This is a genomic window from Chitinophaga varians, from assembly GCF_012641275.1.
Classification (GTDB): domain Bacteria; phylum Bacteroidota; class Bacteroidia; order Chitinophagales; family Chitinophagaceae; genus Chitinophaga; species Chitinophaga varians_A.
In genome coordinates, this window is the sequence record NZ_JABAIA010000002.1 from 1,297,027 (window position 1) to 1,314,415 (window position 17,389).

Sequence of the window (17,389 nt, forward strand, 5' to 3'; positions counted from 1 at the left end):
ACAGGGTGGGAGTGTATTTTATTATTTACCAAAAATCAACCAAACGATATGCTTGTCAGAAAGCTAATCAGAGCGCTATGCCTTTCGGGAGTCAATTACTACAGGACCTGCCTGCTGGCAGCCTCCCTGCTGATGACTACACAGCTGTTTGCACAGAAAGTGACCATCAGCATGAAATCCGGTTCGCTGGAAAAAGCCTTCCGGGAAATCGAAAAACAAACAGGATATAGCTTTATCTATGGAAAAAACCAGCTTAGTCAGGCTGCACCTGTCAACATCACTGTGGAAAATCAGGAACTGAATGACGTGCTGAAAATGCTTTTCAATAACCAACCATTCACGTATTCGTTGTCGGGAAAATTTATTGCCATACGCTTGAAAAGCGCGCCAGCCAACGAATCCGGAGCAGCGGAAGGGGGGATTACTGTCCGTGGCAGGGTCACGGACGCCAAAGGAAACCCGCTTCCGGCTGTATCCGTGGTAATACCGGGTACCCCTTTCGGCGCCATGACCAACGACAATGGCGAGTATGCCATCAACCGGGTGCCGGCTAACGCCGTAGTGGTAGTGTCTTATCTTTCCTACGAGGCGCAACGGATTGCGGTCAACGGCCGTACTACGCTAAACATAGTGCTGCAAGAGCAACTGAAATCGCTCGATGAAGCCGTAGTGATCGGCTACGGTACCACTACCCGCAGAATGAACACGGGCGCAGTGAGCAGCATTACCGCGAAGGATATTGACATGCAACCGGTGTCCAATCCGCTGGCGGCGCTGCCAGGCCGCATTCCCGGTGTGCAGATCACACAGCAGAACGGCCTGCCAGGCAGCGCTGCGGTAGTGCAGATCCGCGGCCAAGGCTCTATGAACTCCGGTACGATCCCGCTGTATGTGATAGATGGTGTACCGTATACTAATTTCAGCGGCGCTTATCCGCCTACAGATAATCTCAATTCACTCGGTACCACCGGGGCCAACGGCGGCATCAGCCCTTTCAGTATGATCAACCCCGATGACATCGAAAGAATGGACATCCTCAAAGATGCTGATGCAACGGCTATCTACGGCGCCAGAGGCGCCAACGGTGTTATCCTTATCACCACCAAAAAAGGGAAGTCAGGTAAAACAAGGGCTAACGTAAACGTATATACGGGATGGGGCAAGGTCAACCGCTTCATTCCTATGATGAACACGCAGCAGTACCTCGACCTGAGAAGGGAAGCGTTCAAAAACGACGGCGCCACGCCCACTACCGTAAATGCGCCGGAGCTCACCGTATGGGACAAGAACGCTTATACCGACTGGCAACGTTTCCTCGTTGGCGGCACTGCGCGCTCTACTGACGCGCAGGCTTCTGTGTCCGGCGGCGAAGGGAAAACGCATTTCCTGTTCAGCGGCGGCTATCACAAGGAAACGACGGTATACCCAGGTGACTTCAACAGCCAGCGCTTCACCAGCCGCCTGTCTGTTGACCACCGCTCCGCGAACGATAAATTCTACGCAGCCATCACGGCCAATTACTCCAATGACAAAACGGTATTGCCGGGCTCAGACCTTATATCGATGTACAACCTGCCGCCCAACATGCCTTTGTATGACAGTACCGGCAAACTGCTGTGGTCCAGTGGATTTAGCAACCCGGTGGCATTGATGCAACGCCGTTATACCAGCACTACCGGCAATCTGATGACAAACGCCAGCCTGCGGTATTCTATTATCAAAGACCTGAATTTTAAAGTGAGCCTCGGCTATACGAACACCACGCTGGACCAGGTGAACCCGCTGCCGGCATCCACCCAGAACCCGGTCAATAATCCGCAGTCGTCGGCTACGTTTGCGAATACACGCTCACAGAACTATATCGTGGAACCTACGCTGGACTACACCATGGAAGGGAAACAGGGCCGGATCAACCTGATGGTGGGCGGCACTTACCAACGCAGCCTTTCTACCGGTCAAAGCATCGATGGCAGAAGCTATAGCAGCGAAGCGCTGCTGGGCTCCCTCACTGGAGCCGGTATGCTGGTACTGAATTCCAGTTCGTATTTCGATTATCGTTTTGCGTCGCTGTTCGGTCGTGTTAATTACGACTATAAAAAGAAATACCTGTTGAACGTGACCTTCCGCCGCGATGCCTCTTCCCGCTTCGGGCCAGACTACGCAATGGGCAATTTCGGCGCAGTAGGCGCCGCTTGGTTGTTCTCCGAAGAATCATTTGTACAGGACAACCTGCCCTGGCTGAATTTCGGTAAGTTGCGCGCCAGCTTCGGCACCACCGGCAATGATCAGATCAACAACTATCTGTATCTGCCGCTGTTATCTTCAGCCGGACCATATCAGGGCGGGACTGCCTTATTTCGTGCTACGCTGCCCAATCCTGGTATCAAATGGGAAACTACCCGTAAGCTGGAAGTCGGGCTGGAACTGGGCTTTCTGCAAGACAGAATTAAATTCACCGGAGATTATTACCGTAACCGGTCCACTGACCAGCTGCTGTCTGCCGCGTTGCCTACACAGTCAGGCTACAACAGTTACACGGTGAACATGCCTGCACTGGTGCAGAACAGCGGCGTGGAACTGGAGCTTACCACGCTGAACCTCAAAGCCTGGAACTTCGGATGGACGACTGATTTCAACGTGACGTTCTACCGCAACAAGCTGATAGATTTCCCCGGTATCGAAAAATCTTTCTATGCCAGCAGCTATCTGGTCGGTCAACCGATAGACATGGTGAGAAGATATCTCTATACCGGTTATGACCCTAAAACCGGTATCCCGCAATACGCGGACCTGAACGGTGACGGGTCGATCGATTTTAATAACGACCGGCAGGTCATCCCTCCGGGCAATCCTTTCTTCGGTGGGATGAACAATACCTTTTCGTATAAGAACTGGGATTTTAGTTTCTTCCTACAGTTCCACCACCGGAAAGGCAGTACCAAAAATATCAGTACACCTATCGGCAGCAGCAGGAGCAACCAGAACACTTCCGTGCTCGACAGATGGCGGCAACCCGGCGACATCGCCACTTACCCTGCCGCCACTACCACACCGGGCACGCCGGCTTATCTCGGCTATACGCAGTACGGCAGTTCCACCGCTTTATGGGGAGATGCCAGTTACCTGAAACTGCGTTCTGCTTCCCTCAGTTATTCCTTTCCGAAAGCATGGCTGAAGAAAGCCAATATCGCCAACCTGAAAGCATATGCGGAAGGGCAGAACCTGTTCACCTGGATGAAGAACAAATACATCTATGACCCTGAAACCAGTGTGCCTGGCGGCCCTCCGGGCCTTGGTACCGGCATGATCGCGATGCCGCCGCTGAGAACGATTGTGTTTGGTGTTAACTGTTCATTCTAAAACCTGATTGTTATGTTGTCTTTTAATATTCATAAAAAAGTGTTGCTGTCCCTGTTACTGACAGGTGGTGTTTTTTCTTCCTGCAAAAAACTGGTGGAGATAGGTCCACCTACCACGCAGGTGGGACTTGACCAGGCTTTTGCCTCTGAAGCCACTGCTACCAGTGCCGTGGTGGGCATCTATAATACTTCGGCCATACGGGAGTGGATGTTCCCCATGAGCGAGTTGCCGGGCCTGTCAGCGAACGAGCTGCAGAACAATGTTTCCAGTCCGGCGTATGATGAGTTTAAAACGAACAGTATCACGGTCACGAATACACTGGTGCCCAACCTATGGTATGGGGCCTATGGTACCATTTCGCAGGCCAATGCCATGATGGATGGGCTTAACCGCAGTACAGCGCTTTCTCCCGCGGTCAAAAATCAGTTATTGGGAGAAACAAAAGTGTGGAGAGCTTTTATCTATGGTTATCTCGTGAGTATGTTCAATGACGTGCCGCTGCCGCTGAAGGATGATCCGTTGGGCAATGCCACGCTGGCACGTACGCCGGCATCACAGGTATGGACACAGCTCATCACCGATCTGAACGAAGCACAGGGACTGTTGACCGACGCTTATCCCGCCACACAGAGAACGAGGATCAACCGGCAGACGGCGAACGCCCTGCTGGCAAGGGCCTACCTCTACCAGAGAGACTGGGCCAAAGCAGAAGCCGCTGCCAGTGCCGTGATCAATTCAGGCATATACAGCCTCAATAAAGATCTGAACACTACTTTCAGCAACAGCAGCAATGAAGTGATCTGGCAGTTGGCAACGTTGACAGGACTTTCCATTTACATGACCAACCGGGATGCGCAGGGCGGCAGTTACGCCGCCGCCGCAGGTACTGTCCCGGCTGTAACGCTGACGGATACACTGTATAACTCAATGGAAGCCGGCGATAAGCGTAAAGCCGCCTGGGTGGCGGCTACGGACATCGGTGGACAGAATTACAAAGTCATCACCAAATACAAACTGCGGGTACTGGCCACCGGCAGCACCATGGGCAATGAATACAGCGTAATACTGCGGCTGGCGGAACAATACCTCATCAGAGCGGAAGCACGCGCGCAGCTGGGCAATATACCCGGCGCCATCGCAGACGTGAACGCCATCCGTGACAAGGCAGGTCTGCCTGCACTGGACAACAGTATCTCACTGGCCAACCTGTTGCTTGCCATCGAAAAAGAAAGGAAAGCGGAACTGTTCGGGGAATGGGGGCATCGCTGGTTTGACCTGAAACGTACGCCGGCTGTTTCCGGAGGTGGTAAAACCCGTGCTGATGAAGTGATTGGCGGTATGCGGCCTGCTACCTGGACAAGCACAGACGTGCTGTATCCCATCCCGGACGCCCAACGCGTGTCTAACCCGGCGCTGACACAGAATCCCGGATATAACAATTAACATCAAACCAACCCTGTTATATGAAGAAAGTATTCCCAATCCTGCTTGGTGGCTGCCTGCTGACCGCCGGTCAGTCAAGCGGCCAGGCAAAGATCAGCGCCGACTCGCTGGTACGCTACTATAGCCGCCTTGCCAAAGGCGACGAAGCAGATAAAGCACTGCTGACAGATAAAATGTATGCATTGACCAAAAGCAAAAAAGAAACAGACTGGCTTACAGCCGCCCGTTTCTTCTATCAGCTGAAAAAAAATAATGTGAGCGATTCCATTCAGCAGGTGGCCGCGAAACAATTCCCCACCGGGGTTGTAGCACGCAACAACGCAGTGGAAGTCATCTATAATGAAAATGATCCGGTGAAGAAAGAAGCGCTCTATAAAGCATGGCTTAAAAAATTCCCGCCGGATAAACGAAGCAAGGACATGATCGTGTATGACTACGCCGCTAATAGCATAGGTACGGCATATGCAGACGCTGATAATCTGCCTAAAGCATTGGAATATGCCAACAGTATCATGTCGCCCTTCTGGAAAGGGCAGGGATGGGCCGGTACAGCGGCACGCATTCTCAAACACGGTCATACGGCGGAAGCTAAGGTGCTGCTGAAAAAAGCAGTCGAAGACGCCTATGAATTCAAAACCACCCGTAAAAATGAGGAAGGCGCCATGTTCGCGGCCACCGGGTATCCCGGCTATCTCAGTTCCTATGCGCAGTTGTTGTTTAACGACAAAGAATATGATTCGGCGCTGGTGTACCTGAAACGCGCCGAACAGGCGGAGACGCCTGTCCGCCCCCAGGTGAATGAGATGTATGCTAAAGTGCTGATCGCCAAAGGTGACTACCAACAAGCTTTTGTACGCCTCAGCGAAGTGGCTGCACAAGGCCAGCTGAATGCGGGCAGCAGAGGGTTACTGGCAGAGACCTATGCTAAAGTGCGTGGCGACAACCAGCTGGAGAAATACATAGACTCCCTGAAAGGCGGTCTTGATGACAAAATGAAGGCGGAATTCGCCAAACAGATCATCAAGGTACCGGCGCCGGGATTCACCCTGAAAGATGTGGACGGCAATACTGTATCGCTGTCAGACTATAAGGGAAAGACCGTCGTGCTGGATTTCTGGGCCACCTGGTGCGGCCCCTGCAAAGCCTCTTTCCCGGCCATGAAAAAGGCCATGGAGAAATATAAGAACGATCCGAATGTAAAGTTCCTGTTTGTGCATACCTGGGAAAAAGAGGAGAACGCCGCGGCGAGTGCCAAAAAGTTCATTACCGGTAATGGTTATCCTTTCCAGGTGTTGATGGACCTGAAAGATCCGGCCACCGGTATTAACAAAGTGGTGGACAGCTATAAAGTACAGGGCATACCCACCAAGTTCGTGATCGACGGAAAGGGTGATATCCGTTTTCGGTTCACCGGCTTCAGCGGCGGGGACGATGCAGCCGTTGCGGAGGTATCTGCGATGGTGACGCTGGCGAACCAGTGACTGTTGATGGTGCGATAAAGCGTGAATGCTGAAAGGCCCGGGATTTCCCGGGCCTTTTGCATTGTTATTTTATGATGATATTGGGATTGCCATACAGATGCATTGCCAGGCAGCCCTGAGGTGCGTAGAACACCTGCGATGTTTCGGGATCATATGTAGAAAGCTTTTGGTTTGCGAGATAGACGCTTTCGTTGATATTATAGCCCTCATACAGGCTATTGATAAAGGCCTGTAACCAGTTGCGCGACATGGTGACATCGTACGGCCAATAAGGAGCCACTACGGCGTCATAGCCAGCCTTCAGCAGGTCGCCACTGAAAGAAACGATTTGATGCCCATACATTTCCTCCATAGAGGATCCGGAATTGCAGATAAATAAAACTGCTATTCTCCCTTTCCCAAATACTTTGGATGGATTCACAATAATGTTTTCCGGATTATCACCGGTTGATACTACTTTAAATCCGTTGAATTCCCGTATACCATGTGCCAGAAATATATTGATATCTGCGTGTAAGGGAATATCTGGATAACGGGTGGTAGTTACTGCAGCAACATATTGTTGCAATACAGGTTCCAGCTGGCTCAGTCCCCATGCGATGGTATGATTGCCGTCATCAGAGGGTATCCAGGCCGCCATGGTACAGTTACTGTACAGCGTTACCGTACGATGGTGCTGCAGCAGGTTCTCGATAGACATGATATTACAGAGTCCGTACTTCTTTCCGGCAAACTGATTACCTGTTATTAGCAGGTTATGCGGCATAGAAGCCAGGTCAGTACTAAAGCAAACCAACACTTCTGTGCAGGAGGCAGGTAGCTCTGGCAATGATGCGAAAGCAAAAAATTGAACGGTTTTTGCGTAGTCTTTTTCCTGTTCTGCCAGATCGTAGTCCCTTATTTTATCGGCATTGAAGTGGAATTTTCTGATGTGGAATGTCCATTGGGTGAGTTTTTCCAGGTCCCATTTGGGAAGCCGATAAGTGACAATATGTTTGTTGGAGTCTATTGTCAGACAAATAATCTCGGAATCAATCTTCAGTAACCATAATAGTAATTGTTCATTTTTTAAAGTTAACATGGAAAGAACATAGTACTGATAGTGATTAAGCCGGGATTTCAGTTCCGGGTCCGGATTGAAATCAACTGACACTTTACCCATCTGTCGTTCTTTTTCCGGATAGGAAAACGTAGGATCATTTAAAACCAGTCCGGATAATAATATGCCTTCCGTATCTCCCGTCTTCAGACAATAGCGGATCATATGATTGGCCAGATAGGTAATGTGGGCGGCTTCGAAGGTATAGTCCTGAACGTTCCTGGTTTCCATGGTATGCATCAGACCTTCAATAAAAACAGATTTGGATCTTTCCTCAGCACCGTATATTTTGTCTCTTAATGCATCCAGCTCATCCTGCTCGCAAGCCTCTTCCAGAATGTTGATTAAGACAGGTACCTTTTCGTGTGAAGAGCAGTATCCTTGTTCGCTGAGCTTAGAGATCTGGTAAAGGATAGCGAGCCAGGGAGCGAGTGCTATGCCTGAACGGACAATAGCGTATACCTCTTGATCCAGGTAGATGTATATTTCAGAAAGCGCTTCGGGGTGGGTATGAACGTTTTTTAGCAATAAGTTGAAATAGATGCCTGTTATCTTATATCTGTCGATATCTTTGAGCTTTAATTGATTCAGCCATTTAAAAAAAGTGACGGCTTCTTCGTAGTGATCAAAATTTCTGAGATAAATAAGGAAATGGGAGTAACCGTTTATCATCAGACTATAGGATATTTTTTCAAATGTCATCAGTGCAGTGAAGTAGAGGCAACCATACATGGCGGCCTGATATATATTTTCCTGCATGGTATAACAATGAAAAAGGATATTCCAGGCATATGCATGCTGGTGGTGGGTAACCGCAATCTGCAACACCTCTTCAGAGAGATTCCTGGCTTTTTCATGCATATGAGAGTAGTTCAGCAACATAACGGTGGTTGCACAACAGTTGTAAAACGTTTCCATTGTAGGCTGTCTGTCACGCAGCCCATATAAAATGGCCAACGATAGGAATAGGTACTGAATTTCTGTAGAATTTAGTTGCTGGTAGTTTTGGGTTTGTACGCAGAATACAGCAAAAGAGATAAGTACTTTTTCTTCAGTGGGAGTAAATAGTTCCGGTAATCTGACTTCCGGTAGACAGATCTGATATTGCAGATATTCCTCCACCCGTTTAAGCAGCGCTGTAATATTGGTGCCATTAACCTCCGGTGGTACATCAAATGTTTTATCGTCCTCGGAGATGTCTAAATCGATTTTATTCAGATTTTCGGTAATATACCGATTGAGGTGGCTGATGCCGGTGGACCTTGATTTGATTACTGCGTCCAGCAGCTGTTCCCGCTGGCCGGGAGGAATATATCCTGCCCGTGCTGTTTTGTGGAAAAGGGTGGAAAGGTGAAACTGGATAGTATTATCTACTGCCTCTTTGTTCCTTTCCTGTGAAATGTAATGTTTATAGTAGAGCCCCCAGTCAACGGTATCGGAGTTTTGCTGCTTTAGTTCATCATCGTTCATTAGGTCCAATGTTTCCAGCAGGATCTCCATTTCCCTGGTGGCCAGTGGTGTTATATTGGCGGTGAGACGTTTTATTTTATTTTGATTTATCATGACAGGCGTCGGAGACTGAATAAAGAACTCCAGATTGTTACTGAATTCCTCTGCGTTTTTGTAGTACGGTATAGCAGCAATCGCTTTAGCAGCGAGATTTACAGATCCCTGATGAAGTGCCATGCTGTTATATTCTCCTATCTTCACATAGTTATTGATAAGACGGTAATCTACAATCGGTACGTCATTGAGATTTAATCCTGAATATATCGGGTGGTTAGTAAGAATGCATGTTATTATTTTTGAATTGGACTTACGCTGGCCATCCAGCAATACGGTTTTTTCCTTCAATGTTTCTGCAGTGGCGGCCAGATGCTGTAAAGTATGTTCGTATTCTTGTTCTTTAACAGTGAAGTCGAAAGTAAAGACTTCTATTAAAAGCGCGCAGGAATCTAATTCAAACAGAATGTTGTCGTTGAAGTGCTCTTTATCATCTAGCGGTATATGCTCAAACCGGTGTCGCGTGTTCTTGTTCAGTGTTTTGATGAGAAATTCTTTAAAAGCACGTCTGATCATTTGTTCTGAGAGGCCTCCTGTTCTTAACCAGTTATCAAAATAGAGCGTTATATTGGGTTGGGTGAGCGTAGTCAGGTGTATGAATAATTTATCGCCGATCAGATAAAATGGATACCGCCAGAAGTACGGTTGCTCCAAATCTGCGGTGAGCAGTTCAATAAACCTGTTGACAGCGGCCTCCGTAAGGTCATGCAATGTTGCTAGTTCTTTGACGAGCGTTGCTTTGTCATAATAAAGAGGGATTTGATCTTCGCCGGCAACGGTGTTCACATGTGCGGTGAGATTCAACAAAGTTAAAAAAATGGTGCCTAGTTGACGAAGTGTAACGCCTTCAACGGCTGGCAACGGCATATCATCGATGTAACGGTATTCTTCCAGTGCTATCTGTATGGCAATTCTCTGCGGACTGTCTGTCAAGTATCCTGGTTGGATGGTAATTTCTCCTTCCGGTGCTACAGCGCCCAGTAGCGAGAGGAGAGGTTCGTACGTGGATTTCTCCGTCAATGCTATTTCAATTGTGCGATGGATCACCTGAGTACTGTTTCGGATAAGCCCTGTTTTTCTGACTAGTTCTACCTGAAGATCTTCTGATTTAAGGGTGATTTTTTTACCCTCTCCCCAGATGATGTAATATTGATCGAACATCAGTCTGTAATAAATCATTTCTTTAAAAACCAGGATGACACCAGCAGCTTCCAGTATCTTGTGACTATCAAATGAGGTGTGCTTCTTTTCCCCATCTGTTACAGCGGGACCCGGCCATTGCGCGATGAACTGTAGTATCAATGCCAGCAGGTCGACATGGTTTTCCATAACAGCACTCGCGTCATGCGCTTGCCCATTTTCGTCTTCAAATACAAACGCCTTTCCCATAATGCTGAGGTCCTGAATGCCAGCACCTTTCTCCTGAAGTGTGCTTAGCTGCGAGCAGCATTGCAGATGCATTTTATTAAAATACGCGAAAAAGAATGCCCTCAAGCCATCTTTGTTGAGTCCAAGTTTCTCGAAATCCCGATATATGCCGGCGCTTAACTCTTTGTAAAGCTCGTTGGCCAGTAAAACATAGTGGAGCAAATGTTTCGCTTTGGGTTCCTGGTCTTCGTGTTTGCCCGCTGCCTTCCTAAGTGTTTCGCCATCAAATAATGTTGAGAATGGGTTAAACCGATCGTCCTGCTTTAATAATTTTCTAAGCTGACCTATTGATAATGACATAGACAAAAAAATAATTTAAATTTTTTCTTAATAATGCTGTCTTTGCAACAGCTGTGATTACTTGTATAACACAATGCCAGCAAGAGAATGGTATGCTTTTGAGATAAATAGAGAATTTTTTTATCAAGCGGACGAGTGGCAGGATCACCCTGCAAGAATGTCTCTTTTACATCTCTTATAACCAACAACAAGCAGTTAAATTTGTTATTCAACAAAAACAATAACGATGGTCAATATTTGGCACAGACTAGTCATTAAAGCTTCTCCGGAACAAGTTTACAAGGCGCTTTCCACACAGGAAGGACTTGCCGGCTGGTGGACACCGGACACCGTTGCAAAGCCGGAAATTGGCAGCATCGCACGCTTTGCGTTTGATGACTATGCAAAAGAGATGAAGGTGGTGGTGCTGGAGCCATCCAAACAGGTAAAATGGGAATGCCTCAAAGCTGTGGATGAATGGATTGGTACGACTATCACCTTTGACCTGGAGCCGCATAACCTCGGCACGACCTTGTTCTTTCATCATGATGGATGGAAAGTCTATTCGCCGACTTATGCTGTCTGCACCTACGATTGGGCCATATTTTTGAGAAGCTTGAAACGATTGTGCCAGACAGGGAAAGGGCAGCCTTATCCCGACCAGAGCAAATTTGAATAAGCGCTATTGATTGGTTCCCCGGAAATCATGCGGGTTCTGTCCGCTCATTTTCCGGAAAAAAACAGTGAAGTTGGAAGGGTGTCCAAAGCCAAGACAGTACGCTATCTCGCTGATACTCCAGTCCGTGGTGCGCAGCAGGGTTTTGGCTTCCTTCAGGAGATGGTCTGCGATCACCTGGGTGGTGGTTTTGCCGGTGACAGATTTAACGGCCCTGTTCAGGTAGTTCACATGTATAGACAGCTGTGTTGCAAAAGCAGTTGCGGTTTTTAGCTGTACCTGCTCATGCACGGTGGTAATGGCGCATTGTTTGGTCAGCAGTTCCAGGAACAGTGTGGTGATCCTGTTTGCTGAGTTATGCAGCTGCCAGGTGGCAGGGGACGTGATCTTCACGGCTTCATGGTGCAGCAACTGAATATAATGCCTGATGACATCATTTTTTTGTTGATAGTGCCCTTCCTGCTCTTTGATCATCATTTCAAAAATGAAGACCAATTTCTCTGCGGTGGCTTCATCCGGAAGCAGTACATGATCGCCCCTGATATTGAAGACGGTGGATGCCGCCAGATTGTACACAAAGGAATCGGTAAATAAACAGAAATAGTAACGCAACTTGTCAGAAATACGTTTCCAGGAATAGGGGATCATCGGATTGCTGAACAGGATAGCTTTGTCTTTTACCGTGATGGTGCGGTCTGCATACATGATCCGGACTTCGCCTTCCAGTATCAGCGAAATTTTATAATAGTTACGCCGAACGAAAGGTGAAGGAACGCCCGGGTGGTCATCCCCCACATAAAAAACATAAAAGTCCTGTAAGTCTGAATACGGTTGATTTCTTCTGCTGAAAAACTGTCCTATTTGTTCCGGTGACTTCATGTACCTAAGTTACGAAAATCTGACACCTGTAATATGTTCACTCAATTGCCATAAGGCGGCAGCCTGTATAGGGTCCAGCGCATGAGGCCGGACGCCGTAGGGTACGGTAACGTCAGCGGGCACACGCTCTGCGATGTTGCAGTCTTCACAATAAACACCTCCGATGCCGGCCAGCAGGGGACTAAGTGCGCACCAGGCTAACGTGGCGGCGCCCTGCTGCGGCGTTTTAAACGCTTTGACCGGTTCCGCCCACCTGCGGTATTCCTCCCGGCTCATATACCGGAAAATATCAGTGGCCACAGCGCCGGGATGTACGGCGAAGGCCCGGACGCCATGCGGTTGACCAATACGGTCCAACGCAAGGGTAAACAGCACGTTGGCGGTTTTCGACTGCCCATAGGCCTTCCTGGTGTCAAATGGATGTTTTTCAAAGTTGATGTCATCGGGTTGCCACGCCATATGCCGGTGCCCGATGGAAGAAGTGTTGATGATCCTTGCAGCGCCGGCCTGTTTCAGTGCTGGCCATAGCCTGCCGGTCAACTGAAAGTGACCGAGATGGTTGACCCCGAATTGCAGCTCATATCCCCGTTTGTCCGTTTGAAAAGACGGGACGTTGAACAAGCCTGCGTTGTTGAATAGGTAATCGGGTTTACCGTATTGGACAAGGAACTGCTCCGCGAAGCTGTCTACACTGTCCGGATCAGCCAGGTCCAGCGGAATAAAGGCAACGTTGCGCAGCTGTTGCAGTACATCAGTGGCTTTGCCCGCGTCCCGTGCGCCGACGATCACCTGCGCCCCTGCATGGCTTAATACCCTGGCTATTTCCAGCCCGATACCGGAATTACCGCCGGTGACAATCGCTGTTTTTCCGCGTAAATCATGGCCAGCTGCTACCGCTGCTGCGGTGGTTTCCGCGTTGAAGGGAGAGCTGATGGGTTGTTGTATGGTTTCCATTTGCGCAAAATTAAGATATCGGGAAAGGGAAAAATTGTGGAAATCAAACCAATAGTTATGGGAAACAAAGAAGCTGTCTCAAAAGTGATTTGAGACAGCTTCTTTGATTTTTGGAAACAGCGTCAATATTTGCTGTCCTTGCGGTGCTTACCTACCTGCCTGGCTATTTTGGAGAACTGCTTTTCATTTCGCCTCCTGTCTGCTTCACTGGTCTTGAAATGGTATTGCTCACGCAATAGTTTCAGGTAGCTGCGGTATACCGGCTCCGGCAATGTACCATGGTGGACAGCTGCTATGACGGCGCACCCTGGCTCGTGTTGATGGGTGCAGTCGCCAAACCGGCATTGCTGTGCCAGCTCATCTATCAGTGGGTGATGTATGCCTTTGCCTTCGCTCTCTTCTGTAACGCCGAACTCGCGCATTCCCGGCGAGTCGATGATCATGCTGCCATTGGGAAGCAGTACAAGATGGCGGGCGGTGGTGGTATGTTTTCCTTTGTTGTTGGCGCTGCTGGTGGCGCCTTCTTCCTGTAGCCTGTAGCCAAGCAGGTTGTTGAGCAGCGTGCTTTTGCCTACGCCTGAAGATCCCAGCAGGATGTAGGTGTGCCGGGGCACGAGGTATTGACTGCTCCACTCTTTTTGCTGTGCCTCATCCAGCGCGCTGGTGAGCACCACCGGGCAGTTGTATCCCAGCTCCTGTACCGCTTGCCGGTACCTTTCCGCATCAGGTACGAGATCAGCTTTATTGAGAATGACAATAGGCGAAATATTGCATTGCACCACCTGTTGCAGGTAACGTTGCAAACGCATAGCATTATAATTTTGGTCGAGCCCCTGCACAATAAACGCGGCATCGATGTTAGCAGCGAGCACCTGGCGAGTGCTTTGCGTACCGGGGGCTTTACGACTAAGCTCGTTGATGCGCGGCAGCGTACCGATAATGATGCCCTCCTCGTCGTAACGTTTCACCAGCACCCAATCGCCTGCTTTGGGATAGGCTTCAGGCTCACAGCTGTTGATAAGTGCGCCGGCGAGTTGCGCGTCCAGGTTGCCGGTTTCGGTGATCAGCAGATGTTTAAATCCTTGTATGGACAGCACTCTCGCAGCTTCGAGGTCCTGAGATGTGTTTGTTTCAAAATGACGCATAAAATGCTCATTCCAACCGTACAATTGTAGTATCGGCATGGTATAACAATTTTGTCTTGCATATGCGGATAGGCATAGCAATCCTGTTTCAATAAATTAATTGAAGACTTTTAACGCAGGTAGCCGGGGAGTATTAAAGCGGGAATGCTTTGTGGGCCTGCGTTAGGCAACAATGATCGACAAGAGGTGATATGTTGATTGGCGTGTCATAAGACACAAAGATAGGAAAATATTAAATTGTAAACTGGTTTTCGGTTGCAATACGTCCGGACCGTCCCCGGAAGAGGACTGAAAGGGTTCAACATCAGATCAATATACCTAAAACAGAAGAGGACGTCTCAGTTTTGAGACGTCCCCCGTTGCAAAAAAGAATTCATCACTATTTCCCTACCCATCGGTTAACCGTATTATCCGGCCCTTCCATCACCACTTTATAAAATCCGGAAGGCATGTCTTTCACGCTTATTTCGGCATGTTCCTGCTGTAGCGGCACTTCGCCGAGCAGTTTGTAGGTGTCCTGTCCGCCGGTTTTGAAGTTGTTGGTGGTGGTCACCCATACTTTCACGTTGCCTTTCTTTTCGCGGGCTTTCCAGGTAAGGTGCAGGGCGTCATTGTTCAGCGTGGCGCCGGGCTGTGTCAGGGATACTTTTCCTGTCAGCGGCGCGCCGTCCAGTTCGCGGGCATCTGCCTGTGGGATGTTGATTTGGAGGAAACGGGCCATGGTTGGCAGAATGTCCACGATGCCTGGCTGACCGGTCCTGAAGTAATCGTTCAGGCCTTTGGCATTGGTGACCATCCAGGTGGTGCGTTCGCGGTCGGACTGTCCGCCGTGGCCTTTGCCGTTGCTGGCGGTACGGCCATGGTCTGTGGTGATGAACAGCTGCCAGTCTTCGCCGAAGTTTTTGCGGCGGTATTCGAGCGCGTTCCAGATGCGGCCTACCTGGGCGTCCATCATATTGATAGCGTTATAGAATTTTTCACTGTCGCCATAACGATGTCCCATATCGTCGGTGTATTCGAGGTATACCCATGACAGGTCAGGCGCCTGTTTGCGGATATAGTCTGCAGCGCTGTCCACTACGGCTTCATCGATCAGGTGCATGTACCAGCTGTCTTTGTCATGCGGGAAGCGAACGGTGTCTTTCTCCAGTCCGTCCACATGGTAATCTATTTTCAGGTTACCGGTTTGCGGCAGGCCGTCACCCACCAGTTTGGTGCGGTTGTCGAGCCAGGAGGAGAAGACAGCGGTTTTCTTCTGCGGGTATGCCTGTTTGAAAAAGCGGAAGATGCTGCCGTAGCTGTAATTCTGTGCTGCGATATCATTGTCCCATACATTGTGTTTGTTTACCCAGGTGCCGGTAAGCAGGCTGTTATAGCCTACTGCGGAGATGGTGGGCGTCTGGGAGTACCCGTCTTTCTCACCGCCTACATAAGCGCGGGTGTAGCCACCTACCCTGGCGATGGCGCGCAGATTAGGCGTCGGCTGTTTTTCAATGACATCCGCCGGGATACCGTCCACGATAATAAACAGGGCTTTCTTTTTTTGTGCCTGTACTATCAGCGTGGTGCAGGAGAAAGTAACGATAGAAAAAATAAATGCTTTTAACATGGGCCACGTTTTTATTCTTTTACGAGCAACCACATAACGCCGTTGATGTTATCACCTTGCGGGTATTGCCGGGTGATGGCATCGCTTACGTGCTGCCTGTTGAGATTAAGTTCTGTTTCAGGATACATCCAGCGTTTGGGCACCTTTTTATTGTTCAGCACCCCGTTGCCGGAAACATCAAATACCGGCAGTCCTGTACGGCGCTGTTCATAAAACACCTGCCAGCCGGAGTTCATAAAGAAGCTGATATATTTCTGATTGAAAATACCTTCCAGCTCTTTTCCGGATACCAGCTGTACGGACGGCTGTGCAAGATACGCCGTAATATCTGCCGGTGCTATTTTACAAAATTCCATGGATGCCTGTATGCCTTTTTTATAATAATCGCTGGCATCGCCGCTGATCCAGCCACGTACCACGGCTTCTGCCAGTACAAACTGAAGTTCAGGGTATCCGAGCACTACGCTGGGCTCATTGACAGGGTCATTGTAATAACGTTTGGCAATCTTGGACACTTCGCCGTTTACTACGCGACTGTTGTTCTCATCGATAGTGGCGCTGCCTTTGGCCCCGCCGTAAGCGTTAAAGTCGTTGTCCGGCAGCCCTGCGAATTTGGTGGCTTTCTGTGCAAAGCGGAACAACCGCGGATCTTGGTACTGTTTCAGCAGGTTGACAAAATTCTCTTCCAGGTAGAAAGCTGTCTGCATGCTGTTGTTGTTATAGTAAGGATAGCGGTTGTCCTGCAGGTCCGCGAACACCAGCTGTCCGTTGTCGGCGCTGCCGCTCAGCAGCGGATATTTGGCCGGGTTGTTCACGATCTCGGCAAAACGTTCCTTCACTTTCAGTTTGGCATTGCCTTCTTTCTGCGACAGGCTCATTAATATCCGAAGGGAGAAGCTGTTGATCAGGCGTTTCCACTGTTCTTTTTTACCGCCGTAAATAACATCGCCCCGGATATCGCCGTCGGCTGATGCGAGTTGGTCGCCGGCAGCTTTGAGGTCATTGAGGATATTCAGGAAGATGTCTTCCTGCCGGTCGTATGCCGGCGTGAACATCTCTGAAGACCCCTTCAGCGCCTCGCTATAAGGCACATCGCCGAAGGCCAGCGTCAGTTTCATGAAAAACCAGGCACGGAAAAATTTACCGAGCGCCAGGTAAACGGGCTGATTGATCCGGGTGGCTTCTTCTTCCATCTTCACCACCTGGCGAAGGCTGCCAAACTCACCAAAGCCGGACCGTTGCCAGTTGTAATACTGGTACGAGTCTATTCCGTCTGTGTTCACCAGGTAACGGGAGGCGAATGCGCCCGAAGTGCTGATGTCATTAAAGGCGGCGGTTTCTATATTGGTCAGCAGCAGTTCGGGTGTGGCCTGCGTGGGTTTGTTCGGGTCTGTCTGGAAGTACTCAAACTTCTTGCAACTGCTGAAAGCTGTTGCCAGTAAACAAAATATGATAATTGATGATGTACGCATG

Annotated in this window: 10 protein-coding genes; 4 read left to right on the top strand and 6 right to left on the bottom strand. The window is 49.2% G+C overall.

Annotation, left to right across the window (positions count from 1 at the left end; genetic code table 11):
• Positions 1 to 48 precede the first annotated feature (48 nt).
• Genes HGH92_RS19875 through HGH92_RS19885 form a run of 3 tightly spaced genes read left to right on the top strand, consistent with a single transcriptional unit; the run spans position 49 to position 6,284 of the window.
• Positions 49 to 3,360 (top strand): TonB-dependent receptor, encoded by a 3,312-nt coding sequence (locus tag HGH92_RS19875; RefSeq protein WP_168872498.1) that lies wholly within the window; start codon positions 49 to 51, stop codon positions 3,358 to 3,360.
• A 12-nt stretch (positions 3,361 to 3,372) separates the two neighbouring features.
• The gene (locus HGH92_RS19880) at positions 3,373 to 4,803 is read left to right on the top strand and encodes a RagB/SusD family nutrient uptake outer membrane protein (protein ID WP_168872499.1); all 1,431 of its coding nucleotides are present in this window, start codon (positions 3,373 to 3,375) and stop codon (positions 4,801 to 4,803) included.
• Between the two features lie 20 nt (positions 4,804 to 4,823).
• Positions 4,824 to 6,284, top strand: coding sequence for a redoxin domain-containing protein (locus HGH92_RS19885; RefSeq protein WP_168872500.1), 1,461 nt, complete (start codon positions 4,824 to 4,826; stop codon positions 6,282 to 6,284).
• Positions 6,285 to 6,348: 64 nt separating this feature from the next.
• Here the strand turns inward: HGH92_RS19885 and HGH92_RS19890 are convergent, their stop codons facing one another.
• Positions 6,349 to 10,674, bottom strand: coding sequence for a hypothetical protein (locus HGH92_RS19890; RefSeq protein WP_168872501.1), 4,326 nt, complete (start codon positions 10,672 to 10,674; stop codon positions 6,349 to 6,351).
• Positions 10,675 to 10,900: 226 nt separating this feature from the next.
• On the opposite strand from HGH92_RS19890, the gene HGH92_RS19895 reads away from it, so the two are divergent.
• On the top strand, positions 10,901 to 11,332 hold the full coding sequence (locus tag HGH92_RS19895; RefSeq protein ID WP_168872502.1) for an SRPBCC family protein: 432 nt from the start codon (positions 10,901 to 10,903) through the stop codon (positions 11,330 to 11,332).
• 3 nt (positions 11,333 to 11,335) lie between these two features.
• Here the strand turns inward: HGH92_RS19895 and HGH92_RS19900 are convergent, their stop codons facing one another.
• The 5 genes from HGH92_RS19900 to HGH92_RS19920 all read right to left on the bottom strand — a co-directional run bounded on the left by HGH92_RS19900 (position 11,336) and on the right by HGH92_RS19920 (position 17,388).
• The gene (locus tag HGH92_RS19900) at positions 11,336 to 12,208 is read right to left on the bottom strand and encodes a helix-turn-helix domain-containing protein (RefSeq protein ID WP_168872503.1); all 873 of its coding nucleotides are present in this window, start codon (positions 12,206 to 12,208) and stop codon (positions 11,336 to 11,338) included.
• 9 nt (positions 12,209 to 12,217) lie between these two features.
• Positions 12,218 to 13,162, bottom strand: coding sequence for an SDR family NAD(P)-dependent oxidoreductase (locus HGH92_RS19905; RefSeq protein ID WP_168872504.1), 945 nt, complete (start codon positions 13,160 to 13,162; stop codon positions 12,218 to 12,220).
• Positions 13,163 to 13,284: 122 nt separating this feature from the next.
• Positions 13,285 to 14,346 (bottom strand): ribosome small subunit-dependent GTPase A, encoded by a 1,062-nt coding sequence (gene rsgA, locus HGH92_RS19910; RefSeq protein WP_168872505.1) that lies wholly within the window; start codon positions 14,344 to 14,346, stop codon positions 13,285 to 13,287.
• 340 nt (positions 14,347 to 14,686) lie between these two features.
• Positions 14,687 to 15,916, bottom strand: coding sequence for an alkaline phosphatase family protein (locus HGH92_RS19915; RefSeq protein WP_168872506.1), 1,230 nt, complete (start codon positions 15,914 to 15,916; stop codon positions 14,687 to 14,689).
• Positions 15,917 to 15,927: 11 nt separating this feature from the next.
• A complete protein-coding gene (locus HGH92_RS19920; protein WP_168872507.1) occupies positions 15,928 to 17,388 on the bottom strand; it encodes a SusD/RagB family nutrient-binding outer membrane lipoprotein in 1,461 nt (486 codons plus the stop codon).
• Position 17,389: the final 1 nt, after the last annotated feature.

Excerpts from the sequence above, each read along its gene's own strand:
- HGH92_RS19875 (WP_168872498.1), top strand. The coding sequence starts at position 49 with ATGCTTGTCAGAAAGCTAATCAGAGCGCTATGCCTTTCGGGAGTCAAT.
- HGH92_RS19880 (WP_168872499.1), top strand. The coding sequence starts at position 3,373 with ATGTTGTCTTTTAATATTCATAAAAAAGTGTTGCTGTCCCTGTTACTG.
- HGH92_RS19885 (WP_168872500.1), top strand. The coding sequence starts at position 4,824 with ATGAAGAAAGTATTCCCAATCCTGCTTGGTGGCTGCCTGCTGACCGCC.
- HGH92_RS19890 (WP_168872501.1), bottom strand. The coding sequence starts at position 10,674 with ATGTCATTATCAATAGGTCAGCTTAGAAAATTATTAAAGCAGGACGAT.
- HGH92_RS19895 (WP_168872502.1), top strand. The coding sequence starts at position 10,901 with ATGGTCAATATTTGGCACAGACTAGTCATTAAAGCTTCTCCGGAACAA.
- HGH92_RS19900 (WP_168872503.1), bottom strand. The coding sequence starts at position 12,208 with ATGAAGTCACCGGAACAAATAGGACAGTTTTTCAGCAGAAGAAATCAA.
- HGH92_RS19905 (WP_168872504.1), bottom strand. The coding sequence starts at position 13,162 with ATGGAAACCATACAACAACCCATCAGCTCTCCCTTCAACGCGGAAACC.
- rsgA (WP_168872505.1), bottom strand. The coding sequence starts at position 14,346 with ATGCCGATACTACAATTGTACGGTTGGAATGAGCATTTTATGCGTCAT.
- HGH92_RS19915 (WP_168872506.1), bottom strand. The coding sequence starts at position 15,916 with ATGTTAAAAGCATTTATTTTTTCTATCGTTACTTTCTCCTGCACCACG.
- HGH92_RS19920 (WP_168872507.1), bottom strand. The coding sequence starts at position 17,388 with ATGCGTACATCATCAATTATCATATTTTGTTTACTGGCAACAGCTTTC.